Source organism: Plantactinospora sp. WMMB782 (assembly GCF_049179135.1).
GTDB lineage: Bacteria > Actinomycetota > Actinomycetes > Mycobacteriales > Micromonosporaceae > Plantactinospora.
This window is the reverse complement of the sequence record NZ_JBMHMC010000007.1, coordinates 7,824,212-7,848,345: the sequence shown is the minus strand read 5'-3', so window position 1 is coordinate 7,848,345 and position 24,134 is coordinate 7,824,212. Positions and strand designations below refer to the sequence as shown.

Here is a 24,134-nt window from a genome sequence, read left to right as displayed (position 1 = left end):
GTCGACGTGCCACTGGCCCACCTGGACCGGCCCTTCGACTACCTGGTCCCGGCGGAACTGGCCGAGCAGGCCCGGCCGGGCACCCGGGTCCGGGTCCGCTTCGCCGGCCAGCTGGTCGACGGCTGGCTGCTGGACCGGGCCGAACTCTCCGCACACGACGGCCGGCTGAACTACCTGGAGCGGCTTGTCTCGCCCGAACCGGTGCTGACCCCGGAGATCGCCCGGCTGGCCCGGGCGGTCGCCGACCGGTACGCCGGCAACCTCGCCGACGTGCTGCGGCTGGCCGTCCCGCCCCGGCACGCCCGGGTCGAACGCGAGACCACCCCTCCCACGCCGGCACCCGACGCCACTGCCGTCGAGGCCCCCGCTGCCGTCGGGAAGCCCGCCACTGTCGCGGAGGCCGGTGCCGTCAGCGATGTGGCTGCCGTTGTGGAGGCCGGTGCCGTCGGCAACGCGGCTGCCGTCGCGGAGGCCGGTGCCGTCGACGACGTGGCTGCCGTCGTGGCCCCCGGTGCCGTCGGAAAGGCGGCTGCCGTCGACAGGGCCGGTGCGGTCGGGGAGGTTCGCGCCGAGCCGGTCACGGTGCCGGCCGACGAGGGCTGGCCGGACTATCCGGCCGGGCCGGGATTCCTGCGGGCGCTGGCCGACGGGCGGGCACCCCGGGCCGTCTGGTCGGCGCTGCCCGGCGAGGACTGGCCGGCCCGGTTCGCCGAGGCGGCGGCGGCGACCGTGCGCGGCGGCCGGGGCGTGGTGGCGGTGGTGGCCGACGCCCGGGACCTGGAACGCCTCGACGCCGCGCTCACCGCCCTGCTCGGCGCCGGGCGGCACGTCGCGCTCTCCGCGGCACTCGGGCCGGCCCGCCGGTACCGGGCGTTCCTGGCCGCCTGCCGGGGCCGGGTGCCGGTGGTCATCGGTACCCGGGCCGCGATGTTCGCCCCGGTCACCGACCTCGGACTGGTGGCGATCTGGGACGACGGGGACGACCTGCACGCCGAACCCCGGGCGCCGTACCCGCACGCCCGGGAGGTGCTGCTCACCCGGGCGCGGCTCGGCGACGCGGCGGTACTCGTCGGCGGGTACGCCCGGACCGCCGAGTCGCGACTGCTCATCGAGACGGGCTGGGCGAAGGAGATCGTGCCGGACCGGTCGACGCTGCGGGCGCGTACCCCGAGGATCACGCCGACCGGTGACGACCCGCAGCTGGCCCGCGACCCCGCCGCCGCCTCGGCCCGGCTGCCGAGCCTGGCCTGGGAGGCGGCCCGGGCGGCGCTGAAGGCCGACACGCCGGTACTCGTGCAGGTGCCCCGGCGCGGCTACCTGCCGGCGGTGGCCTGCGCACACTGCCGGGCGCCGGCCCGGTGCCCGCACTGCGCCGGCCCGCTCGCCCTGCGCTCGGCAGGCTCCGTCCCGGCCTGCCGCTGGTGCGCCCGGGTCGCCGCCGGGTACGCCTGCCCGCAGTGCGGCGGGCGGCGGCTGCGCGCGGCGGTGGTGGGTGCCCGGCGGACCGCCGAGGAACTCGGGCGGGCGTTCCCCGGCGTGCCGGTCCGCACCTCCGGCCGGGAGGAGGTGCTGCGCGGTGTGCCCGGTGAGGCGGGTCTGGTGATCGCCACGCCGGGCGCCGAGCCGGTGGCCGACGGCGGTTACGGCGCGGTGCTGCTGCTCGACTCCTGGGCGTTGCTGACCCGGGCCGACCTGCGGGCCGGGGAGGAGGCGCTGCGTCGCTGGCTGGCGGCGGCGGCGCTGGCCCGGCCCGGCCCGGCCGGCGGTCGGGTGGTGGTGGTCGCGGACGGGTCGCTGGCCCCGGTGCAGGCGCTGCTGCGCTGGGATCCGGGCTGGTTCGCCGGCCGGGAGCTTGCCGAGCGGCGTGAGCTGGGCTTTCCGCCGGCCGCCCGGATGGCCAGCCTGACCGGGACGGCGGCGGCGGTGGCGGAACTGCTCGACGAGGCCCGGCTGCCGCCGGCCGCCGAGGTGCTCGGCCCGGTGCCGGCGCCGGACGGGCAGCAGCGGATGCTGGTCCGGGTGCCCCGGTCCCAGGCGCCGGCACTGGCGCTGGCCCTGCACGAGGCGGCCGGGGTCCGGACGGCCCGCAAGGCCGGCCAGCCGGTGCGGATCCAGGTCGACCCGCAGGACATCTTCTGAAACGTCCGTCGGCTGCCCTCCGGATGCAGGCCGGCTCCGGTCGGGCGGCGGTCCGGCGTTCGGAATCCGACACGGAGGGTGGTTTCGGCCCTGACTCTCGGTGGGTATCGGAACTCCGACGGACGCGGAGTCCGACCGGTGGGTGGGGATTCGGGTGATACCATCGCCCATCTGCTGCACGCCTGACGCGTGACGGAGAGTGACCGCGCCGGTTCGGCGTACCAAATATCGAACAACCTGCGATCAGGGGTGGGTAGGTCGTGACCGGTCGTCAGTCGATCGTCCTGAACGGTGACCTCGGCAGTGGCAAGAGCACCGTCTCCATCGAGCTCGCCAAGCGGCTCGGCCTGCGCCGGGTGAGCGTCGGTGACCTCTACCGCGAGATGGCCCAGCAGCGGCAGATGACAGCGCTCCAGCTCAACCTGCACGCCGAGCTGGACCAGGCGGTCGACGGCTATGTCGACCAGCTCCAGCAGGACATCGCCGACTCCGGCGAGCAGTTGATCGTGGACAGCCGGCTCGCCTGGCACTTCTTCAAGGACGCCCTGAAGATCCACATGATCACCGAGCCGACCGAGGCGGCCCGCCGGGTGTTGGCCCGGCCCTCCGGCCCGGCCGAGAGCTACACCTCCATCGAGGAGGCCCGGGCCAAGCTCCAGGAGCGCAGCGAGAGCGAGCGCAACCGCTTCCTCGTCCGGTACGGCGTCGACAAGGCGAAGCTGCGCAACTACGACCTGATCTGCGACAGCACGAAAGCCTCGGCGGACGAGGTCGTCGAGCACGTCATCGCCGCCTACGAGGGTGCGTTCGGCCAGCAGATCCTGCGGGACACCCCGCCGCTGCTGCTGCTCGACCCGGCCAGGATCTATCCCACCCAGGAGATCCAGGGGCTGCGCGGGCTCTGGGAGTCGGACTTCGTCGCCCAGGTCGGGCAGGCCGGCGAGGAGGCCCTGGAGCCGCTGCGGATCGGCTACACCGGCGAGAAGTTCTTCGTGGTCGACGGGCACCGCCGGCTCAGCGCCGCACTGCGCAACGGCTTCAAGCTGGTGCCGGGGCAACTCGTCGCCGAGTGCGACGAGCCGGTGGTCGGCGGGCTCAGCGCCATCGAGTACTTCCGGGCCGAGGTCGGACTGAGCGTGATCTACGACTGGGACGCCGCGCACGGTACGGCGCTTCCGCTGCCCGAGCACATCCTGGAGCGCACCGACGCCGTCGTACTGGCCGGTGAGCCGGGCACCCAGCCCTGACCAGCCTCCCCCGGGGCAGCGTCCGGCGGGCCGGCGCAGTCCGGCCAGGCGGCACAGCGCCGTGATCCGGGCCACGGCCGGCTCGACGGCCGGCCCGACTGCCGTCCCGACCTCCGGTCCGCCCGACCCGGCCCGGACCGGCTCGCCCGTCGGTCGCCAGGCGCGCCCGTAGACTGGGTGTGGCACCACCGAACCCATCCGTGAAGGAGCCGTCCCGCGTGACCGTCCAGCCCATCCGCCTGTTCGGGGACCCGGTGCTGCGCACCCCGGCCGACCCCGTCGTCGACTTCGACGCCGAGCTGCGCAAACTGGTCGCCGACCTGACCGACACGATGCGGGAGCAGAACGGCGCCGGCCTCGCCGCGCCGCAGCTCGGGGTGGGCCTGCGGGTGTTCGCCTTCGACGTCGACGACGTGCTCGGGCACCTGGTCAACCCGGTGCTGGAGTTCCCCGACTCCGACGAGCAGGACGGCCCGGAGGGCTGCCTCTCCATCCCCGGGCTCTACTTCGACACCAAGCGCCGGCTCAACGTCGTCGCCAAGGGCTTCAACGAGTACGGCGACCCGATGCAGATCGTCGGCACCGGGTTGATGGCCCGGTGCGTGCAGCACGAGACCGACCACCTCGACGGGGTGCTCTTCCTGGACCGCCTCGACGCCGAGGGGCGCAAGGAGGCGATGAAGGCGATCCGGGCGGCGGACTGGTACGACACCGACGCCCCGCCGACGGTCAAGGTCAGCCCGCACGACCCGCCGGCCAACCGGCGCCAGGGGTTCGCCGCCAAGCTGGGACTGGGCGGCTCCGAGCGTTCCGCCAGCCCGTTCGGCCTGGGTCGGTGACCGGCCGGTGCGCCTGATCTTCGCCGGTACGCCGGCCGTCGCCCTGCCCAGCCTGGACGCCATCGCCGCCTCCGGGCACGAACTGCTGGCCGTGGTGACCCGGCCGGACGCCCCGGCCGGGCGGGGCCGGGGGCTGCTCCGGTCACCCGTCGGCGCCTGGGCCGACGAGCGGGGGATCGAGGTGCTCACCCCGGCCCGGCCCCGGGAGCCGGAGTTCCTCGACCGGCTGCGCGCGCTCGCCCCGGACTGCGTACCGGTGGTCGCGTACGGCGCGCTGGTGCCGCCCGAGGCACTGGAGATCCCCGCGTACGGCTGGGTCAACCTGCACTTCTCGCTGCTGCCCGCCTGGCGCGGTGCCGCCCCGGTGCAGCACGCGGTGCTGCACGGCGACCAGCTCACCGGCGCCAGCGTCTTCCAACTGGAGGCCGGGCTGGACACCGGGCCGGTCTTCGGCACCGTGACCGAGGAGATCCGCCCGACAGACACCTCAGGTGACCTGCTGGAGCGGCTCGCCAGCAGCGGTGCCGGGCTTCTGGTCGGCGTGCTCGACGCGATCGGCCAGGGCGGCGCCCGGGCGGTCCCGCAGCCGGCCGACGGGGTGACGCTGGCGCCGAAGCTGACCGTCGCGGACGGCGAGGTGCGCTGGTCGGAGCCGTCCTTCGCGGTGGACCGGCGGATCCGGGCGGCCACTCCGGCACCAGGTGCCTGGACCACCTTCCGGGGTGACCGGGTCAAGCTCGGCCCGGTGCGGCCGGTCGGCAACGGGCCCGAACTCAAGTCCGGCGAGCTGCTGGTGGAGCGGGGCCGGGTGCTGGCGGGTACCGCGAGCACACCTGTGGAGCTGGGCGAGGTGCGGGCGGCCGGCAAACGCGCCATGGCGGCGACCGACTGGGCCCGGGGCGTCCGGGTCGCGGCAGGGGAGCAGTTCGGGTGAGCGACCGTACCGGACAGTTCGGCGGCACCCCACGGGCCGGTGCCGGCCGGGACCGCGACGCCCGGGGACGTACCGACCAGGGGCGTGACGGTCGCGGGCGCCCCGACCGGGGACGCGACGACCGGGGACGCGACGACCGGGGACGCGACGACCGGGGACGTGCCGGACGGGGCGGCGACCGGCGGGACGGGCGGCCGGTCCGGACGGGGCGGCCGGCGGTGGACCTGCCCCGGCAGGCGGCGTACGAGGCGATCGAGGCGGTGCACCGGGACGACGCGTACGCGAACCTGGTCCTGCCCGGCATCCTGCGCGACCGGCGGCTGCACGGCCGGGACGCCGCCTTCGCCACCGAGCTGACCTACGGCACGCTGCGGGTCCGGGGCACCCTGGACGCGATCCTCACCGCCGCCGCCGGCCGGGAGGTGGCCCGGATCGACCCGCAGCCCCGGGACGCCCTGCGGCTCGGCGCCTACCAGATCCTCTACACCCGGGTCCCGCCGCACGCCGCCGTCTCGGCAACCGTCGACCTGGTCCGCTCGCTCGCCCCGGGGGCGTCCGGGTTCGCCAACGCCGTGCTGCGGGAGGTCGCCGGCAAGGACCTGGACACCTGGCTGGCCGAGCTGGCCCCGTCGGCCGAGACCGATCCGGTCGGCAACCTGGCGCTCACGCACAGCCATCCGGAGTGGATCGTGCGCTCCTTCGCCGAGGCGCTCGGCGGCGACCTGGCCGAGACCACCCGGCTGCTGATCGAGGACAACCAGCGGCCGGCGGTGCACCTCTGCGCCCGGCCGGGCCGGGCCGACGCGGTCGAGGTGGCCGACGAGGTGGGCGGGGCGCCGGGCGCGTTCTCGCCGTACGCGGTCTACCTGCCCGGCGGTGCCCCCGGCGAGCTGGCGGTGCTGGCCGACGGCCGGGCGCACGTCCAGGACGAGGGTTCCCAGCTGGTGGCCGCCGCGCTCACCGCAGCCGAACTCGACGGCGGCGACGAACGCTGGCTGGACCTCTGCGCCGGGCCGGGCGGCAAGGCCGGGCTGCTCGGCGCGCTGGCCGCGCAGCGGGGAGCCCGGCTAACCGCCGTCGAGGTGGCCGAGCACCGGGCCCGGCTGGTCTCCCAGGCCGTACGCGGGCTGCCGGTGACCGTGCTGACCGCCGACGGGCGGACCGTCGGCCGCGACCAGGACCTGCCGGAGGACTCCTTCGACCGGGTACTCGTCGACGCCCCCTGCACCGGTCTCGGCTCGCTGCGGCGGCGCCCGGAGTCCCGCTGGCGCCGCCAGCCGTCCGACCTGCCGGCGCTGACCCGGTTGCAGCGGGAGTTGCTCGGTGCGGCGCTGCGGGCGGTCCGTCCCGGCGGCGTGGTGGCCTACGTGACCTGCTCGCCGCACGTGGTGGAGACGCACGTCTCGGTGACCGAGGCGGCGCGCCGCTCCGGCGCGTCGGTCGACTTCGTCGACGCCCGGCCGCTGCTGCCGGCCGGGATGCCCGGTCTCGGCGACGGCCCGACCGTGCAGCTCTGGCCGCACCGGCACGGCACCGACGCGATGTTCCTGGCGGTACTCCGCCGAACCTGACCGTCCGCCCCGACCGGGCGTCGCACCGTCCCGTCCGCGACCAACGCCGCGCCGCCCCCCGGAACCAACGCCGCGCCGCCCCCCGGGACCAACGCCGCGCCGCCCCCGGACCGGCGCGGCACCGTCCGCTCACGCCGGCGCCGGCACTGCCGGCCGGACGATGTGCGGGTGACGCTTCCGGCGAAAGCGGGTGGACGGGGGCGTCGGGTTACATACATTGCAGGTGTGGACGGGATGACCCTGCCGGTCCGAGTCATCGGCACTCCGCTGGACCGGTTCGACGGGCCGGCGAAGGTCACCGGGACGGCCCGGTACGCCTTCGAGCACCCGGTCGACCGGCCGGTCTATCTGTTTCCGGTGCAGGCGACGGTGGCGGTGGGCCGGGTCGTCGCCGTGCACGCCGAGGCGGCGCTCACCGAGCCGGGCGTGCTGGCGGTGCTGACCCACGAGAACGCGGCCCGGATCGCCTCCTTCGACGACCCGGAGCTGGTCGTCCTGCAGACGCCCGAGGTGGCGTACCGGGGGCAGTTCGTCGCCGGGGTGGTGGCGGAGACCTCGGAGGTCGCCCGGTGCGCCGCCGACCTGGTGCAGCTGGACTACCGGCCCGGTCCGCACGACGTCGTACTCGACGCCGACCATCCGGACCGGTACGCCCCGGAGGTGATGAACGGCGGGTTCGCCACCGACAGCATGCTCGGTGACCCGGAGACGGCGCTGGCCGGCGCGGCGGTACGCCTGGACGCCACCTACAGCACCCCCTGGTACCAGCACGCCCAGCTGGAACCGCACGCCACCATCGCGCAGTGGGTCGACGACCGGCTCACCCTGCACGTGGGCACCCAGGGCGTGCACCGGCTGCGGCAGTCGCTGGCCACCCTCTTCGGGCTCGACGAGGAGCAGATCCGGGTGGTCTCGCCACACGTCGGCGGTGCTTTCGGCGGCAAGCTGCACACCCATCCGGACGTGGTGCTGGCGATCCTGGCCGCGTTCGCCGTGCCCGGCCGTCCGGTGAAGCTGGCGCTCAGCCGGCAACAGATGTTCTCGCAGGTCGGCTACCGCACCCCGTCGATCCAGCGGATCCGGCTCGGCGCCGGGCCGGACGGCCGGCTGGTCGCGGTGAGCCACGCGGTGGTGCAGCAGACCGCGCGGCACAAGGAGTTCGCCGAGCAGACCGCCACGCCGACCCGGGTGATGTACGCGGCGGAGCACCGCAGCACCACGCACCGGATGGTCCGGCTCGACGTGCCGGTACCGACGATCATGCGCGCCCCGGGCAAGGCCCCCGGGATGTACGCGCTGGAGTCGGCGATGGACGAGATGGCGATCGCCTGCGGGCAGGATCCGGTCGAGTTCCGGATCGCCAACGAGCCGCCCCGCGATCCGGAGCTGGACAAGCCGTTCTCCACCCGCAACCTGGTCACCTGCCTGCGCGAGGGAGCCCGCCGGTTCGGCTGGGCCGGTCGGGATCCGACACCCGGTGTGCGGCGGGCGGCCGGCGGCTGGCTGGTCGGCACCGGGGTGGCCGCCTCGATGTACCCGGTCTACCAGCTGCCCGGCTCGGCGGCGACGATCCGGCTGGAGCCGGACGGCCGGTACGTCGTCCTGATCGGTGCCGCCGACCTCGGCACCGGCACCTGGACCTCGCTGAGCCAGATCGCCGCCGACGCCCTCGGGGTGCCCGTCGACCGGGTCGAGCTGCGGATCGGCGACACCGACCTGCCGCCGGCGATGGCGGCCGGCGGCTCGTCCGGGATGACCTCGTGGGGCAGTGCGGTGGTCGAGGCCGCCCGCCGGCTGCGCGCCCGGGTGGCCGGCGAGCACGCCGACCCGCCGATGCACCCGATCGAGGCGAGTGCCGACATGCCGGAGAACCCGGAGCGGGAACGCTTCTCGATGTACGCCTTCGGCGCGCAGTTCGCCGAGGTCCGGGTGCACGAGGCGACCGGCGAGGTACGCGCGCCCCGGCTGCTCGGCGTCTTCGCCGCCGGCCGGATCATCAACCCGAAGACGGGCCGGTCGCAGCTGCTCGGCGGGATGACGATGGGGCTGTCGATGGCGTTGCACGAGCGGTGCGTGCTCGATCCCCGGTTCGGTCACGTGGTCAACCACGACCTCGCCGAGTACCACATCGCCACCAACGCCGACGTCGGTTGCGTGGAGGTGCACACGCTCGCCGAGGAGGACCCGTACGTCAACCCGATGGGCTCCAAGGGCATCGGCGAGCTGGGCATCGTGGGTACGGCGGCGGCGATCGCCAACGCCGTGTACCACGCCACCGGGGTGCGGGTGCGGGACCTGCCGATCACCCCGGACCGGTTCTTCGCCGACGGTGCCATGATCCGAGGGTGAGCCGAGCCGGGGGTGGCCGGCGTTCGTACACTGGCGCGGTGACCGTACCAGCGCCGATCGTCGCGCCAAGCATCCTCGCCGCAGACTTCGCCCGGCTCGCCGACGAGGTGCGGGCGGTGGAGTCCGCGGCGGACTGGCTGCACGTGGACGTGATGGACAACCATTTCGTGCCCAACCTGACCATCGGGCTGCCGGTGGTGCAGAGCCTGCTGGCCGTGACCGCGCTGCCGTTCGACGTACACCTGATGATCGACGATCCGCGGCGGTGGGCGCCCAGTTACGCCGACGCCGGTGCGTACAACGTGACGTTCCATGCCGAGGCGTGCGACAACCCGGTCTCGCTGGCCAAGGACCTCCGCTCGGCGGGGGCGAAGGCGGGGCTGGCGGTCGACCGGGACACTCCGATCGAACCGTACCTTGACCTGTTGCCCAGCTTCGATACATTGCTGATCATGACTATCAAGGCGGGCTTCGGGGGGCAGCGGTTCATCCCCGACCTGCTCGACAAGGTCCGGACCGCCCGCCGGCACGTCGCGGCCGGCCATCTCGAGTTGCGGATCGAGGTCGACGGCGGGATCGCGGCCGACACCATCGAGCAGGCGGCGGCGGCCGGTGCGGACGCCTTCGTCGCCGGGACCGCCGTCTACGGCGCCGCCGACCCGGCTGCCGCCGTCACCCAGCTGCGGCGGCTCGCCGAGCGCGCCGTCCCGTCGGCATGACCGCGCGGAGCGGAGGGCGGGGATGACCGTCGACGGGGCCGCCGAGGAGCGGCCCGACCTGATCCTGGTGGTCGACGACGACGAGGACATCGTCCGGTTCGTCTCGTTCAACCTGCGGCTGCACGGCTTCGAGGTGGCCCAGGCCAGCGACGGCCAGGAGGCGCTGGAGGTGATCGAGCAGCGCCGGCCCGACCTGGCCGTGGTCGACCTGCGGATGCCCCGGATCGACGGGCTGGAGCTGACCCGCCGGCTGCGGGCCAACCCGATGACCTCGGCACTGCCGGTGATCATGCTGACCGCCAAGGGCCTGACCGTGGACAAGGTGAACGGGCTCACCGCCGGCGCCGACGACTACCTGGTCAAGCCCTTCGACACCGCCGAACTCGTCGCCCGGATCAGCTCCACGCTGCGCCGCAACAAGGAGTTCCGCGAGGTCTCCCCGCTCACCGGCCTGCCCGGCAACACCCGGGTCCGCCGGGAGATCGGCGACCGGGTACGCAGCGGCGTCGACTACGCGGTCGGCTACATCGACATCGACCGGTTCAAGAGCGTGAACGACAGGTACGGCTTCGTGCGCGGCGACGAGTTCATCAGCGCGCTCGCCCGCAGCCTGCACCGGGCGGTGGTCTCGGTCGGTCTGCCGCCGGCCTTCCTCGGGCACATCGGCGGCGACGACTTCGTGATCGTCTGCGCTCCGGAGCAGGTCCGCCCGCTCACCGAACGGGCCGTCGTCGACTTCGAGAAGACCGCCGACGAACTCTACGACCCGGAGGACGCCAAGCGCGGCTACGTCGAGCTGAAGGACCGGCGCGGCAACATCCAGCGGGCCCACCTGGTGACCCTCTCCATCGGGGTCTCGCTGTCGGTGCCGGATCGCCGGTTCACCGACCCGCTGGAGGTGATCGCGGCGGCCTCCGAGATGAAGACGGTGGCCAAGAGCCAGCCCGGGTCGTACGTGGCGATGGACCGCCGCCGTACCCCGGGCGCACCGGCTGCCGACGCGGGGGAGCGGCGGCGCGGCGCGAAGTGACAGCGGTCACCCCGCTGTGAGGTCGGTCGCCTCACTGGCCCGACGGCGCCGGATTCGTGTAAGACTCGTTCCGTACCCACCACGCGCTGGCGGGACTCGGTGTAATTCCGAACCGGCGGTGATCCGGGCGCAAGCCCGGTAAGCCCGCGACCCGGTCGGCCTCGGCCGCCCGGTGGACCTGGTGAGAATCCGGGGCCGACGGTTGGGGGCGGGCAGTTTCCGCGCCCAGACAGTCCGGATGGGAGACAGCGCGCGGGACGGACGGGTCCGCTGGCCGGTGCGTGTGCGCCGACCCGTGGTCCGCCGGGGTCGGCCGCTGCCGTCCCCACGCTCCGCCGCCGCACGCCCGGCCACCGGCCGGCACCCCTCCCACGCCCCGCCCGCGCGTCAGGCGACGACGGGCGAGGGAGAGGGAAACGGCATGGGGGGCGTCTCCGCCGACGAGGCGATGCGCCGGGCCATCGCGCTGGCGGCCCGTGGTCTGGGCACGACGAGCCCGAATCCCCTGGTCGGCTGCGTCCTGCTCGACCCGCACGGCGAGGTCGTCGGCGAGGGCTTCCACGCCTACGCGGGCGGTCCGCACGCCGAGATCGTCGCGCTGGCCCAGGCCGGCGAGCGGGCCCGGGGCGGCACCGCCGTGGTCACCCTGGAACCCTGCGACCACCACGGGCGTACCGGGCCGTGCAGCGGGGCGTTGATCTCGGCCGGGGTCCGCCGGGTGGTGGTCGGGGTGCCCGATCCGAACCCGGTCGCCACCGGCGGGATCGAGCGGCTGCGCGCCGCCGGGGTCGAGGTCGAGGTCGGGGTACGCGCCGCCGAGGCGGAGGCCGGCAACCTGGCCTGGCTGACCGCGGTACGCCGCAACCGGCCGTACCTGATCTGGAAGTACGCGGCGACCCTGGACGGTCGGATCGCGGCGGCGGACGGCACCAGCATGTGGATCACCTCCGAGGCGGCCCGGATCGACGTGCACGCGCTGCGCGGCACCGTCGACGCGGTGATCGTCGGGGTCGGCACGGCACTCGCCGACGACCCGCGACTGACCGTGCGGAACCTGCGCGACGGCTCCCTCGCCATCCGGCAGCCGCTGCGGGTCGTGGTGGACAGCGCCGGACGTACCCCGCTCGACGCCCGGGTCCGGGACGGCGCCGCGCCCACCTGGGTGGCGACCGCGAAGGAGGTCGGCACCGGCCCGGACGGGCAGGTCGACCTGCCCCGGCTGCTCGCCGAGCTCTACCGGCGCGGCGTCCGGGCGGCGCTGCTGGAGGGCGGTCCGACCCTGGCCGGCGCGTTCCTCGCCGCCGGCCTGGTCGACAAGGTGGTCGGCTACCTGGCCCCGAAGCTGCTCGGCGCCGGCCCGGCCGCGCTCGGCGACGTCGGCGCGCGTTCCATCTCCGAGGTCGTCGACCTGGAGTTCACCGATATCACACCGGTCGGCCCCGATCTGCGGGTCACCGCGTTTCCCCGTAAGACGGAGGGCTGAGGATGTTCACCGGCATCGTGGAAGAGTTGGGCGAGCTGGTCCGGCGGGACGACACCGGCGCCGACTCGGCGGTGGTCGCGATCCGCGGCCCGGTCGTCACCTCGGACGCCCGGCACGGCGACTCGATCTCCGTCAACGGCGTCTGTCTGACCGTGGTCGAGGTGGACGGCGACACCTTCACCGCCGACGTGATGGGCGAGACGTTCCGGCGTACCGCGCTGGGGGCGTTGCGCACGGGTGACCCGGTGAACCTGGAGCGGGCCGCCACGCTGGGCAGCCGGCTCGGCGGGCACCTGGTGCAGGGGCACGTCGACGGGGTCGCCGGGATCGTCTCGCGGCAGCCGGCCGAGCAGTGGGAGACGGTCACCTTCGACCTCCCCGCCGACCTCGCCCGATATGTGGTGGAGAAGGGCTCGATCACCGTCGACGGGGTGTCGCTCACCGTGGCCGGGCTGACCCCGCAGACCTTCTCGGTAGGGCTGATCCCGACCACGCTGGCCGCCACCACGCTGGGCCGCAAGGGTGTCGGCGAGCCGGTCAACCTGGAGGTCGACGTCCTCGCCAAGTACGTCGAACGACTGCTGACGACCGGTGGACGGCTGCCGGTCGACGGACTGGAGGCAGTGGCATGACCGGATTCGGCACCGTCGAGGAGGCGCTGGCGCAGATCGCGGCCGGCCGGCCGGTCGTCGTGGTCGACGACGAGGACCGGGAGAACGAGGGCGACCTGATCTTCGCCGCCGACCGGGCCACCCCGGAACTCGTCGCGTTCATGGTCCGCTACACCTCCGGCTACATCTGCGCGCCGCTGACCGAGGAGGACTGCGACCGCCTCGAACTGCCGCCGATGTACCACACCAACCAGGACAAGCGGGGTACGGCGTACACGGTGACCGTGGACGCGCGGGAGGGGGTCAGCACCGGCATCTCGGCCGCCGACCGGGCGCACACCATCCGGCTGCTCGCCGACCCGGCCACCGACGCCACCGAGCTGAGCCGGCCGGGGCACGTGGTGCCGCTGCGGGCCAAGACCGGCGGGGTACTGCGCCGTCCCGGGCACACCGAGGCGGCCGTCGACCTCGCCCGGCTCGCCGGGCTCCGCCCCGCCGGGGTGCTCTGCGAGCTGGTGAACGACGACGGCACCATGATGCGCCTGCCCGACCTGGCGAAGTTCGCCGCCGAGCACGGCATCACGCTGATCACCATCGCCGACCTGATCGCCTACCGGCGGCGTACCGAGACCGACGTCGAGCAGGTCGTGCAGACCCGGCTGCCGCTCGGGTACGGGGAGTTCCGGGCGGTCGGCTACCGGGCCCGGCAGGACGGCACCGAGCACATCGCACTCGTCTACGGCGACCTCGGCGACGGCCGGGACGTGCTGGTACGCGTGCACTCCGAGTGCCTGACCGGAGACGTCTTCGGCTCGCTGCGCTGCGACTGCGGCCCCCAGCTCGACGCCGCGCTGGCCCGGGTCGCCGCCGAGGGGCGGGGCGTGGTCCTCTACATGCGCGGCCACGAGGGGCGCGGGATCGGGCTGCTGCACAAGCTCCAGGCGTACCAGTTGCAGGACCGCGGCCTGGACACCGTCGACGCCAACCTGGACCTCGGGTTGCCGGCCGACGCCCGCGACTACGGCACCGGGGCGCAGATCCTCTACGACCTCGGGGTCCGTTCGATGCGGCTGCTGACGAACAACCCGGCCAAGCGGGCCGGCCTGGAGGGGTACGGGCTGACCGTGGTCGGCCGGGAGGCGATGCCGGTCCGGGCCACCGAGGAGAACGTGCGCTACCTGCGCACCAAGCGGGACCGGATGGGGCACCTGCTGGACGGGCTGGAGGCCCCGGCCGACGCCGGGGAGCTGGCGGAACTCGCGAAGATGACGGAAAGGTTGGCGTGACGATGGCGGGCTTCGGCGAGCCGGAACTGTCGACTGTGGACGCGTCCGGGCTGACCGTGGGGGTGGTGGCCGCGCGCTGGCACGGCGAACTCACCGACCACATGGTCGACCGGGCGGTCACCGCGGCGAAGGCGTGCGGGGTGGACGACGTACTCGTGGTCCGGGTGGCCGGCTCGGTGGAGCTGCCGGTGGTGGCCCAGGCGCTGGCCCGGCGCTGCGACGCCGTGGTGGCGCTCGGCGTGGTGATCCGGGGTGCCACCGCGCACTTCGACTACGTCTGCCAGTCGGTGACCGAGGGGCTGACCCGGGTGGCGCTGGACAGCGGGCGGCCGGTGGCGCACGGCGTGCTGACGGTGAACGACCTCGGGCAGGCCCGGGACCGGGCCGGGCTGCCCGGCTCGGCCGAGGACAAGGGCTGGGCGGCCACCACCGCCGCCCTGGAGGCGGCAGTGGCGATCCGGGACATCGCCGCCCGCCCGTAGCCGCCCGCCCGTAGCCGGCCGGTAGGTCGGTCTCACCAGCCGTAGCCGGCTGGGCCGTTCGGTCTCCCCGGCCGTGGCGGCCGGTCGGTCAGTCTCCCCGGCCGCACGCGACACCGTCCCGGTTGCGGTCCAGCCCGTGCCGGTCCCGGGCCCTGACGACCCGCAGCGGCGGATAGTCCCGGGCCGACAACCAGCGGCAGCGGTCCCGGACACCGGGCGGGAACCGCCAGGGCACACAGACCTCGGCGTCCTCGCCGTAGCCGTGGTCACAGCCGTCGAACCCCTCCGCGACGACCGGCGGCGCGGTCGGGGACGGCAGTGCCGGGCGCGGCTTCCGGTGCGGCTGCCGGGCGAAGGGGTGGATCCGGGGCGGCGGTGTGGCGGGGGACGCCTCGACAGCGCCGCCGGGTCGGATCGTCGCGGGTCCGGCGGCGGTGCTGCCGGTCCGCCAGCCGACCAGCAGCGCCGCGGCGGCCAGCCCGACCAGGGCGGCGGCCGTGAACCGGCTCCTCCGGCGGCTCATCCGAGCCTCACCCAGCGGGCCAGCGACGGCACTCCGGCGGCGTTGTGCACGAAGAGCATGTACCAGCCGGGCGGCGCGATGTTCGGATTGCTTGTCACGTTCAGGCCGATCACGTCTCCCTGCACCGACATGGGCAACTCCACGAAGCGCTGGTTCGGGTCGGACGAGTGGGTGACCGCCGCCGGTCGGATCAGCGACGCCCGGGTCACCGGAGAGTCGACGACTACCTGCTGGGTGCTGCCGTAGCTCCAGTCGGTCCGCGCCACCGAGGTGATCCGCGGCCGGGGCCCCTTGAACAGGTAGGTCGGCGAGTAGATCGAGATCCGCATGTCGAAGCTGCCGTTCCCGGGGTTGTCCCCGACCGCCATCACCCGGCCGTCGGGCAGCAGGAACGCGGCGGAGTGGTAACCGCGGGGCACCGGGTCGGCGGCCATCGGGGTGAAGGTGCCGGCCTGCGGGTCGAACACGGACGCCTCGTGCACCGGGTCGGCCCGGTTGTGCAGCGCGCCGCCGGTCTCGAAGACCGTACCGTCGGGCAGCAGCACCGCCGAGACGTACATCTTGCCCTGGGTGCCGGTCTGCGGGACGCCGCCGCTGAGCGTGCCGGCGGGCAGGTCGGGGCCGGGCAGGTACGCCGGGTCGGTCTGCTTCAGGTCGACGATGTCGGTGAGCCGGTGCGCGTCCGGGTTGGTCTCGATGTTGCCGCCGCCGAAGGTCGCCACCCGCTGGTCCTGGGCCGGCGGCAGGAGCACGCTCGCGGACTGGTCCCGCTCGTCCTTGCGGCGCAGGCCGGGCACGTCGGTGATGGTGCCGGTGTGGTAGTCGAAGATCGAGGCGCCGGTGCCGGGCAGCCCGTTGCCGAAGACGTGGCTGCCGGTGTAGAAGAGCCGGCCGTCCTGCATCAGCACCATCGCCGGATAGAGGCCCCAGAACGACCAGGTCTGGTTGGCCTCCCAGATCCGCAGCCAGCGTTCCTGCTCGGCGTCGTAGTACTCGGCGGCGACCGTGCCGTTCGCGTCCTCGCCGAGGCCGCCGAGGGAGAGTACGTCGCCGTTGCCGAGCAGGGTCGCCGACGGGTACCAGTGCCCGGCCGCCAGGTCGTTGGTGCGGGTGTAGGAGCCGGTCGCCGGGTCGAACAGGTACGAGTCGGGCAGCCCCCGGTAGCCGACGGTGCCACCGGCGCTCGGATAGTCCTTGTTGCCGCCCATCACCAGCACCCGGCCGTCGGCGAGCTGGACGTGCCCGGCGCAGAACAGGTCGGCCGGGGTGGGCACGCTGTCGAACCCGCCGGTCACCGGGTCGTAGAGCGCGGTGCTGAAGCTGCCGGCCGCGAAGTGGTCCGGGTCGTTGCCGGAGCCGGCGATCAGCAGCACCCGGCCGTTGTGCAGTACCACCGAGTGGATGGCGCGCACCGGCGAGGCGTACGGCAGAACCCGCCATTCCCCCTTCTCGCACGCCTCCGGGTCGGTGCAGGTCCCGCCGGGACCGCCGACGGTGGCGTCGACCATCGAGTAGTCGTCGGTGAGCAGCCACCCCACGCCGTAGATGCTCAGCCCCCAGCTGAGCTGGTCGGTGCCGGCCGGCACCGGCGGGGTCCGCACGACCGTCTCGGTCCACTCGCCGGCGACCGGCAGGGTGGCCAGGTCCAGCCAGTACTGCCAGCCGAGGGTGGTGTCGTGCCGGAAGACGGTGACCGCGGCGGCCGGGGTCGACGACCTGTACCACGCCGACAGGTCGTACTGGTGCTCCGGCGTGACCTGCGGGGCGCAGGTAGAGGTCTCCAGCATCATCATCTTGCGGTCGCCGGGGCCGGTGGTCGAGGTGATCCCGATCCGCATGGCGTTGTCGCCGTGGTGGGCGTCGGCGGAGACGGTGTAGCTGAACTCCTGGTCGCCCCAGCCGGACGCCTCCCAACAGCTCGGGAAGCCGGCGGTGAGCTGCTCCAGGCTCGGATTGTGCAGCAGGTTGGCGGCGGCGCTGGCCGGTGTGCCGACCAGGCCGACCACGCCGAGGAGGACGAGGACGAGAAGCTGCCCGAGGATGCGTCGGGCCGGGCGCCCACTGTCGATGCTCACGGTGCCTCCGCTACGGGTGGTTCGGGGGCGGGGACGTAGATGACCCGGTCGATCACGACGAACCGGACCAGGAAGGCGGCCACCAGGGTCGCCAGGTTCGCGACGAGCACGTTCAGGTGCAGCAGGTCGATGAGTGCGGCGAGCAGGGGGATCCGGACCAGCAGGTCGGCGTTGTTGAGCGCGACGAAGCGGCCGAGCCGGGCCGGTAGCGCGTGCCGGCGGGGCGACCGGCGGAAGAGCAGCAGGTCGGTGAGGGTGAAGTTCCAGGCGATCGCGACCTGGGTCGCCACGATCGCGGCCGGCAGGTAGTGCACGCCCAGCCCGGTGCAGAGCAGCCAGAGCGTGACCAGGTTGGGCAGTACGCCGGAGAGGCCGATGACGCCGTAGCCGAGCATCCGCGCCCGGGTGCGGCCCAGCCGCAGTACGGCAAGATGCCGCAGGAAGCGCAGGCCCTCCCGGACCGAGGACTTCGACTTCCCGGCGAACCGGTCCGCGAAGGTGTACGGCACCTCGGTGATCCGGTCCGGCCTGGTCCGGACGACAAGTTCCAGCAGGATCTTGTAGCCGGAGGGCTGGAGCTGGTCCGGGTCGACCAGGGCGGCCCGGAACGCGAAGAAGCCACTCATCGGGTCGCTGACCCCGGCCAGGTCCCGCCGGAACAGCAGCCGGGTCAGCAGTGTCGAGGCGGCGGAGACCGCCCGCCGGTAGGCGCCCGCCAGCCCGGTCCGCCCGCCGCCGTCGGCGTACCGGCTGGCGACGACCAGGCTGGCCCGGTCCCGTTCACCGGCGGCGACCAGCTCGGCCAGCACCGGCGGCGGGTGTTGCAGGTCCGCGTCCATCACCACCACCCAGGCGCCCTGGGCCAGCCGGATCCCCTCGACCACGGCGCCGCCGGGCCCGGCCAGCGGCTGCTCCCGGTGGTGCGCCAGGACCGGCACCGGACAGCGCCGGGCGGCGGCCTCGACCATCTCGGCGGTGCCGTCGGTGCTGTCGTCCACCAAGATGATCTCCGCTGCGGTACCCGCCAGCACCTCGGCCAGCCGGCGCAGCAGCTCGTCGACGTTGTCCCGCTCGTTGTAGGTCGGGATCACCACCGACACGTACGGCGGGTGGTCGGCCGGTCCGGGTCCGGCCACGAGCGAGGCCCGGTCAGTCATGGTGTACCTGCCGGATCTCGATGCGGTCGGAGCCGGTGCCGAAGGTGACCAGCGGTGCGGAGTTGGCCATCAGCAGGTCCACCGTGGGCAGCGGGTTGTCGTCGGCCCGCATCGGCGGGGTGGAGACGATCAGGTCGACCTCGCGCCACCCGTTCGTCAGCCGCTCCGCCACCTCCCGGTCCAGGTCCAGCTTGTAGAACCAGATCACCCGGTCCCGCCGGTAGCCGGCGTCGAGCAGGTCCAGCCAGAGCACGTCGTCGGTGACGACCGTCCGGTCCGACCGCTGCGGCACCTCGGTGCGCAGCCAGGCCAGCGCGGCGGCGTACCTGCCGTTGTCCTCGGCCGTGACCGCCCGCAGGTTCCCCTCGTACCACCGGGGTGCCACCACCGCCAGCGCGACGGCCACGGCGGCGAGGACCACGCCGACCCGCAGGCTCCGCTCGGTCCGGCCGGCCCGGTCCCGCCAGCCGAGCAGCCGGCGGGTGCCGGTCTCGGCCAGTCCGGCGACCGCGACGGCCAGGAACGGCAGCGCCTGGACGACGTACATGGCCGGCAGGTATCCGTCGGGTCGCAGTGCCACCGCGAGCAGCAGTGTCACCGCGACCGCGACCGGCCGGAGTCGGCGTACGGCGAGACCGAGCAGGCCGGCGACGATCCCGGCGTAGATCAGCACCGGATCGTAGAAGAGCCACGAGTCCAGCACCTCCCGGGCGCTGCTGCCGGTGGCGAAGACGCTGCCGGAGCCCTCCCGGCCCTGCAACTGGAACCGCAGCGCGCCGAGCAGCGAGACGTGTCCCGGGCCGGGCAGGAGTTCGCTCTTCAGCAGGGCGTAGAGCGGATAGCCGATGCCGACCGTCAGCAGGCCGGTGCCGAAGCCGGCGAAGGAGAACGGCCGCACCCCGCCCGGCGTGGTGCCCCGGCACAGTGCCACCACGAGGGCCGGCAGCACGATCACGATCGTCTCCTTGGAGAGCACGGCGACCCCGGCGGCGGCGCCCGCCGCGACGTGGTGCCAGAGGTGCCGGCGGGGGGAGAGGGCCAGCACGAAGGCGCCGAGCATCCAGGCCACCGCGAAACTGTCCAGGTAGATCTGCCGTTGCATGGTCACCGCGAGCGGCGAGAGCCCGTAGCCGAGGACCGCGACCGCCCCGGTCGTCCGGGCCAGGCCGAGCCGCCGGCAGAGCAGGTAGACCAGCACCAGGCTGGCACCGGTGACCGGCAGCATCGCCACCCGGCCGGTGACCACGGCGAGCTGGTCCGGCATCAGCAGCGCGGGCAGCCAGGAGAGCCCCGCGAGCTGGATCCAGCCGAGCGGGGGATGGTCGTACCAGTAGGTGTAGTGGGCCAGCCCCAGCCCCTCCCGGACCGCCCAGGCCTGGGCCAGGTAGGTCCCCTCGTCGTCGGTGACGATCGGGAAACCGCCGATGTTCCACGCCTGGACCGTCAGCACGACGCCGAGCAGCGCGCCGAGCAGCGCGACGTCGGGATGTGGCCGTCGGCGTGGACGGCTGCGGTGGCTTCGGCGGCTCCGGGGGTCGCGGCGGCTCTGTTGGCCGGCCTCCGGGCGGGCGGCCGGGCCGGGTCCGCCGGTCCGCGGCGGTACCTCGGTGGCTGCGGGCCTCGGCGGGTCGATCGGCGGGCCGGCGGTCCTCGTCATGCGACGCTGCCCTCCCGGATCACCGGCGCGGCGCCGGGCAGGTGGGCGTCGGGCAGGTGGGCGCCGACGTGGGCGGTCAGTTCCCAGTCGTCCCGCCCGCGCAGGACCCGCCAGACGGCCCGGACCGCGGCCACCGCCAGCACGAGCATGTACGGGAAGGCGCCGAGCACCAGCCGCAGGTAGTCGATCGGCCTGATCCGGAGCTGATACTGCCGGCCGAAGTCGCGCAGCCCGACGATCTGGAACATCAGGGTGGCGGTCATCGGGGCGATCGGAAGGAAGCTCACCAGTGCGGCACCGATCCCGACGTCGAAGAAGACCGCGATGACGATGCCCAACGGCACGACCACACCGGAGAACGCCTGCACGAAGGGAGCGGTGAGCGTGTAGCGGGCGAGCATCCGCTGCCAGAACGAGGGCAGCCGGCGCCAGTCGCCCTTGCCCAACACCTGGAGGAAGCCCTGGTTCCACCGGGTCCGCTGCCTGACCAGGGCGGCCAGCGAGGCCGGCGTCTCCTCCCGGGTGACGAGTGTGGAGTCGTACGCCACGACGACCTTCGCGCCCCGGCTGGAGAGCCGTACGCCGAGGTCGCAGTCCTCGGCGAGGCAGTTGCCGTCCCAGCTGCCGACCGCCCGCAGCGCCGCGGCACGGACGAAGACCGTGTTGCCGCCGAGCGGGATGAACCCCTTGTCCGCGTGCAGGTGCAGCCGGCTGCGGAACCAGAAGAAGTACTCCAGGCAGTTGTGCAGGCTGTACCAGCTGGAATGGAAGTTGATCAGCTGTACGCCGCCCTGTACGACGTCGGCGCCGGTGGCCCGGAAGGCGTGGTCGACGTACTCCAGCAGGTCCGGGTGCACCTGGTCCTCGGCGTCGAAGACCCCGATCACCAGGCCCCGGCAGTACGGCAGGGCCGTGTTCAACGCCCGTGGCTTGTTCTTCACCGGGTTGGTGTCCACGACCACCCGGACCCGGTGCCGGTGGATCTCGGCGAGCCGGTGCGCCACGGCGGCCGTCTCCGGGTCGTCGTGCCCCACCACGATGATGATTTCGAACCTGGTGTGCGTCGACCGCATCAGCCGCAGCACCGTGTGCTCCAGCACCCGCTGCTCGTGCCGGGCCGGCAGGAGCAGCGAGAAGGACAGCCTGTGCGTGCCGTCCGGTGCCGCGAAACGGGTCGCGGCCAGGGTTTCGGGTGTCCGCCAGGCGTGCATCGTCCACCACAACGTGACCGAGGCGAAGGCGAATAGAATTGTTGATATGACTACGATGACAAGTGCCACCAGGGACCCCTTCTGCGGTGGGCCGATGGAGCGGCAATTCTTGGCAAAGGCTCCTGGCGACGATGGAACGGTAGTCCGGGGTGCGCGTCAATTGTTTCCGGCCGGTAGCGGCCGGGGTTGGCGGGTATCTGTCAGGCGAGGTGGCCGGCTACCCGTACTTCCGTCGAGGAGCAATTACCCGACCGGCGAAACTGTCGGAATAATCATCCGAACGGGAGTCTGGCCGAACGGTGCACCGGCGCGGTCGCTGGAATTTCCATTTGTCGTGGGTGCAATTCCGGTGCCTCAGCCGACCTGGAGCCGGCCCGCCTCGATGATCCGGCGGAGGAACTGCCGGGTACGCGGCTGGGTCGGCTCGCCGAGTACCCGCTCCGGCGGCCCCTCCTCGACCACCCGGCCGCCGTCCAGGAAGCAGACCCGGTCGGCGACCTCGCGGGCGAACCCCATCTCGTGGGTGGCCAGCACCATCGTCATGCCGTCCGCCTTCAGGTCCCGGATCATCGTCAACACCTCGCCGACGAGTTCCGGGTCCAGTGCCGAGGTCACCTCGTCGAGCAGCAGCAGCCGGGGCGAGTTGACCAGGGCCCGGACGATCGCCACCCGCTGCTGCTGGCCGCCGGAGAGCCGGTCGGGATAGGCGCCGGCCTGGTCGGCCAGGCCGACCCGGGCCAGCAGCTCCCGGGCCTGCGTCTCGGCCTCGGCCCGGTCCCGCCGGTGTACGCGGACCGGCGCCAGCGTGATGTTGTCCAGCACCCGCAGGTGCGGGAAGAGGTTGTACGCCTGGAAGACGATCCCGATCCGTCGACGCACCAGGTCGGGGTCGGTACGCGGGTCGGTGATGTGCTCGCCGTCCAGGTGGATCGTGCCGTCGTCGATCTCCTCCAGCAGGTTCACGCAGCGCAGCAGGGTCGACTTGCCGGAGCCGGAGGCACCGATCAACGCCACCACCTCGTGCTCGGCCACCGCCAGGTCGAGGTCGTCGAGCACGACGTGGCCGCCGAAGACCTTGCGCAGCCCCCGGCAGCGCAGCACGGGCGCGCTCACCGGGCGGCCTGCCGGCGGGCTGCGCGCAGGGTCACCCAGTCGGTGACCGCGATCAGTGGTACGGCGAGCAGCACGAAGAGCACCCCCGCCACAATGTACGGCGTGTAGTTGAAGGTCTCGGCGGTGGCGATCTGGGCGGCCCGTACCGCGTCGATCGGACCGGCCAGCGAGACCAGCCCGACGTCCTTCTGCAACGCGACCACGTCGTTGAGCAGCGGCGGGGCGACCCGGCGGACCGCCTGCGGCAGCACCACGTGCCGCATCGTCTGCCGGTGGGTGAGCCCGAGCGACCGGGCGGCGGCGAGCTGGCTCGGATGGACCGACTCGATGCCGGCCCGGAACACCTCGGCCAGGTAGCCGGCGTAGGTGAGGACCAGGGCGGCCCCGCCGAGCACCAGGACCGACGGCATCCCCTGCAACCGCAGGCCGGGGACGCCGAGGGTGAGCACGTAGATCACGATGATCAGCGGCAGCCCGCGGAACGTGTAGGTGTAGCCGGCGGCCAGCGCCCGGACCGGGAAGAAGACCGGACCGCGCAGGGTGCGCAGCACCGCGACCAGCAGGCCGAGGGCGAGCGCGCCGAGTGCGCAGAAGAAGAGCAGCCGGACGTTGAGCCAGAGCCCGGTGAGGACCTCCGGCAGTGCCTCCCGGCCGATCCGCGGGTCGAGGAAGGACCGGCGGACCCGCTCCCAGCCGGGCGAGCCGGTGACCGCGAGCACCAGCAGGGTGCCGAGGACCCCGGTCGAGGCGGCGGCCACCAGCACCGAGCGGACCGTCTGCCGTTTCCGGTAGGCGGTCCGCTGGCGGGCGATCGGTGAGGGGTGGTGGTCGAGCAGGCTCACGTGATGTCGGGTACGTCGACCACCTCGGAGAGCCAGGTCTTCTCCAGTTCCTCCAGCTTGCCGCTGCCGCGCAGCGCGTCGATCGCGCCGCTGACGCAGCCGGTGAGCGGCGAGCCCTTGTCCAGCAGCAGGCCGAAGGTCTCCGGCACGCCGACCTGCGGCAGTTGCCCGACGATCGTGGCGTCCTTGATCTCGGCCGAGGTGATCTGGAAGGCGGTCGGCAGGTCCACCACGATGCCGTCGAGCTGGCCGTTCTGCAGCGCCTTCTTGGCGTCCTCGTTGGTGTTGTAGACCTGCGGCTTGACCGTCGGCTTGACCACGTCGGTGATCGCCTGGTAGCTGGTGGTGCCCACCTGCGCGCCGAGCTTGGCGCCCTGGAGGTCGGCCAGCCGCGACCTGCCGGCGATCTTCGAGCCCTTGCCGGCGACGACGGCCTGCCGGACCAGGTAGTACGGCGAGGTCATGTCGACCGCCTGCTTGCGCTCGTCGGTGATGGAGAACTGGTTGATGTCGAAGTCGAACTCCTTCGGCCCCGGCGCGATCGCCGTCTCGAACTTGACGCGTACCCACTGCACGTCGATCCGGGCGTAGCCGAGCTGCTGGGCGACCTCGTACGCGACCGCGGACTCGAAGCCCTTGCCGTTGGCCGGCAGGTTGTCGGCGAACCAGGGCGCGTACGCGGGATCGTCGGTGGCGACTGTCAACTTTCCCGGGGTACGGGTCTTCAGCTCGGCCTTGGTGCAGGTGGACTGCGGTGGACCGGGCGCGGGTTGGTTCTGGGGCGCGCAGCCGGCGAGGGCCGCGAAAACGATGAGAGCGGTCGGAAGCGCGACCGGCAGAGATCGGCGAGCCATGGCCGACAGCAT

Annotated in this window: 20 protein-coding genes and 1 riboswitch; of the genes, 12 read left to right on the top strand and 8 right to left on the bottom strand. The window is 73.5% G+C overall.

Annotated features, from left to right (window positions below):
* Positions 1-6: 6 nt before the first annotated feature.
* The 12 genes from ACN28A_RS36955 (at position 7) to ribH (ending at position 14,690) form a co-directional block, all read left to right on the top strand.
* On the top strand, positions 7-2,139 hold the full coding sequence (locus ACN28A_RS36955) for a primosomal protein N' (RefSeq protein ID WP_421403510.1): 2,133 nt from the start codon (positions 7-9) through the stop codon (positions 2,137-2,139).
* Positions 2,140-2,399: 260 nt separating this feature from the next.
* Positions 2,400-3,386 carry an AAA family ATPase gene (locus ACN28A_RS36950; RefSeq protein ID WP_421403509.1) on the top strand — a complete coding sequence of 329 codons (987 nt, stop codon included), beginning with the start codon at positions 2,400-2,402 and terminating at the stop codon, positions 3,384-3,386.
* Positions 3,387-3,604: 218 nt separating this feature from the next.
* Positions 3,605-4,225: a peptide deformylase gene (gene def / locus ACN28A_RS36945; protein ID WP_421403507.1), complete on the top strand. Its 621-nt coding sequence runs from the start codon at positions 3,605-3,607 to the stop codon at positions 4,223-4,225.
* 7 nt (positions 4,226-4,232) lie between these two features.
* On the top strand, positions 4,233-5,159 hold the full coding sequence (gene fmt / locus ACN28A_RS36940; protein WP_421403505.1) for a methionyl-tRNA formyltransferase: 927 nt from the start codon (positions 4,233-4,235) through the stop codon (positions 5,157-5,159).
* Positions 5,156-6,730 carry an RsmB/NOP family class I SAM-dependent RNA methyltransferase gene (locus tag ACN28A_RS36935; protein WP_421403502.1) on the top strand — a complete coding sequence of 525 codons (1,575 nt, stop codon included), beginning with the start codon at positions 5,156-5,158 and terminating at the stop codon, positions 6,728-6,730. Before fmt ends, ACN28A_RS36935 begins: the two co-directional genes overlap by 4 nt.
* Before the next feature lie 234 nt (positions 6,731-6,964).
* Entirely contained in the window at positions 6,965-9,079 is a 2,115-nt protein-coding gene (locus ACN28A_RS36930; RefSeq protein WP_421404838.1) for a xanthine dehydrogenase family protein molybdopterin-binding subunit, read from the top strand.
* Between the two features lie 38 nt (positions 9,080-9,117).
* Entirely contained in the window at positions 9,118-9,798 is a 681-nt protein-coding gene (gene rpe / locus ACN28A_RS36925) for a ribulose-phosphate 3-epimerase (RefSeq protein ID WP_421403500.1), read from the top strand.
* A gap of 22 nt (positions 9,799-9,820) precedes the next feature.
* Positions 9,821-10,828: a GGDEF domain-containing response regulator gene (locus ACN28A_RS36920; RefSeq protein WP_421403498.1), complete on the top strand. Its 1,008-nt coding sequence runs from the start codon at positions 9,821-9,823 to the stop codon at positions 10,826-10,828.
* Positions 10,829-10,909: 81 nt separating this feature from the next.
* Positions 10,910-11,082: riboswitch (FMN riboswitch) on the top strand.
* A 167-nt stretch (positions 11,083-11,249) separates the two neighbouring features.
* Positions 11,250-12,311: a bifunctional diaminohydroxyphosphoribosylaminopyrimidine deaminase/5-amino-6-(5-phosphoribosylamino)uracil reductase RibD gene (ribD, locus tag ACN28A_RS36915; RefSeq protein ID WP_421403496.1), complete on the top strand. Its 1,062-nt coding sequence runs from the start codon at positions 11,250-11,252 to the stop codon at positions 12,309-12,311.
* Positions 12,312-12,313: 2 nt separating this feature from the next.
* Positions 12,314-12,943, top strand: a complete 630-nt coding sequence (locus ACN28A_RS36910; RefSeq protein WP_421403494.1) for a riboflavin synthase — start codon at positions 12,314-12,316, stop codon at positions 12,941-12,943.
* Positions 12,940-14,208, top strand: coding sequence for a bifunctional 3,4-dihydroxy-2-butanone-4-phosphate synthase/GTP cyclohydrolase II (locus ACN28A_RS36905; protein ID WP_421403492.1), 1,269 nt, complete (start codon positions 12,940-12,942; stop codon positions 14,206-14,208). Before ACN28A_RS36910 ends, ACN28A_RS36905 begins: the two co-directional genes overlap by 4 nt.
* Positions 14,209-14,210: 2 nt before the next feature.
* Positions 14,211-14,690 (top strand): 6,7-dimethyl-8-ribityllumazine synthase, encoded by a 480-nt coding sequence (gene ribH / locus ACN28A_RS36900; protein ID WP_278066221.1) that lies wholly within the window; start codon positions 14,211-14,213, stop codon positions 14,688-14,690.
* An 88-nt stretch (positions 14,691-14,778) separates the two neighbouring features.
* On the opposite strand, the gene ACN28A_RS36895 is transcribed toward ribH, so the two are convergent.
* The 8 genes from ACN28A_RS36895 to ACN28A_RS36860 all read right to left on the bottom strand — a co-directional run bounded on the left by ACN28A_RS36895 (position 14,779) and on the right by ACN28A_RS36860 (position 24,122).
* On the bottom strand, positions 14,779-15,213 hold the full coding sequence (locus ACN28A_RS36895) for a hypothetical protein (RefSeq protein ID WP_421403490.1): 435 nt from the start codon (positions 15,211-15,213) through the stop codon (positions 14,779-14,781).
* Positions 15,210-17,288, bottom strand: a complete 2,079-nt coding sequence (locus ACN28A_RS36890; protein WP_421403488.1) for a galactose oxidase-like domain-containing protein — start codon at positions 17,286-17,288, stop codon at positions 15,210-15,212. Before ACN28A_RS36890 ends, ACN28A_RS36895 begins: the two co-directional genes overlap by 4 nt.
* Complete coding sequence (locus ACN28A_RS36885; RefSeq protein WP_421403486.1) at positions 17,285-18,445, bottom strand: glycosyltransferase; 1,161 nt, start codon at positions 18,443-18,445, stop codon at positions 17,285-17,287. Before ACN28A_RS36885 ends, ACN28A_RS36890 begins: the two co-directional genes overlap by 4 nt.
* Positions 18,438-20,102, bottom strand: a complete 1,665-nt coding sequence (locus ACN28A_RS36880; RefSeq protein WP_421403484.1) for an ArnT family glycosyltransferase — start codon at positions 20,100-20,102, stop codon at positions 18,438-18,440. The genes ACN28A_RS36885 and ACN28A_RS36880 overlap by 8 nt, the downstream gene beginning before the upstream one ends.
* A complete protein-coding gene (locus tag ACN28A_RS36875) occupies positions 20,099-21,382 on the bottom strand; it encodes a glycosyltransferase (protein ID WP_421403482.1) in 1,284 nt (427 codons plus the stop codon). Before ACN28A_RS36875 ends, ACN28A_RS36880 begins: the two co-directional genes overlap by 4 nt.
* Before the next feature lie 285 nt (positions 21,383-21,667).
* Complete coding sequence (locus tag ACN28A_RS36870; protein ID WP_421403480.1) at positions 21,668-22,426, bottom strand: amino acid ABC transporter ATP-binding protein; 759 nt, start codon at positions 22,424-22,426, stop codon at positions 21,668-21,670.
* Positions 22,423-23,268, bottom strand: coding sequence for an amino acid ABC transporter permease (locus ACN28A_RS36865; protein WP_421403478.1), 846 nt, complete (start codon positions 23,266-23,268; stop codon positions 22,423-22,425). Before ACN28A_RS36865 ends, ACN28A_RS36870 begins: the two co-directional genes overlap by 4 nt.
* A complete protein-coding gene (locus ACN28A_RS36860) occupies positions 23,265-24,122 on the bottom strand; it encodes an ABC transporter substrate-binding protein (protein WP_421403477.1) in 858 nt (285 codons plus the stop codon). The genes ACN28A_RS36865 and ACN28A_RS36860 overlap by 4 nt, the downstream gene beginning before the upstream one ends.
* Positions 24,123-24,134: the final 12 nt, after the last annotated feature.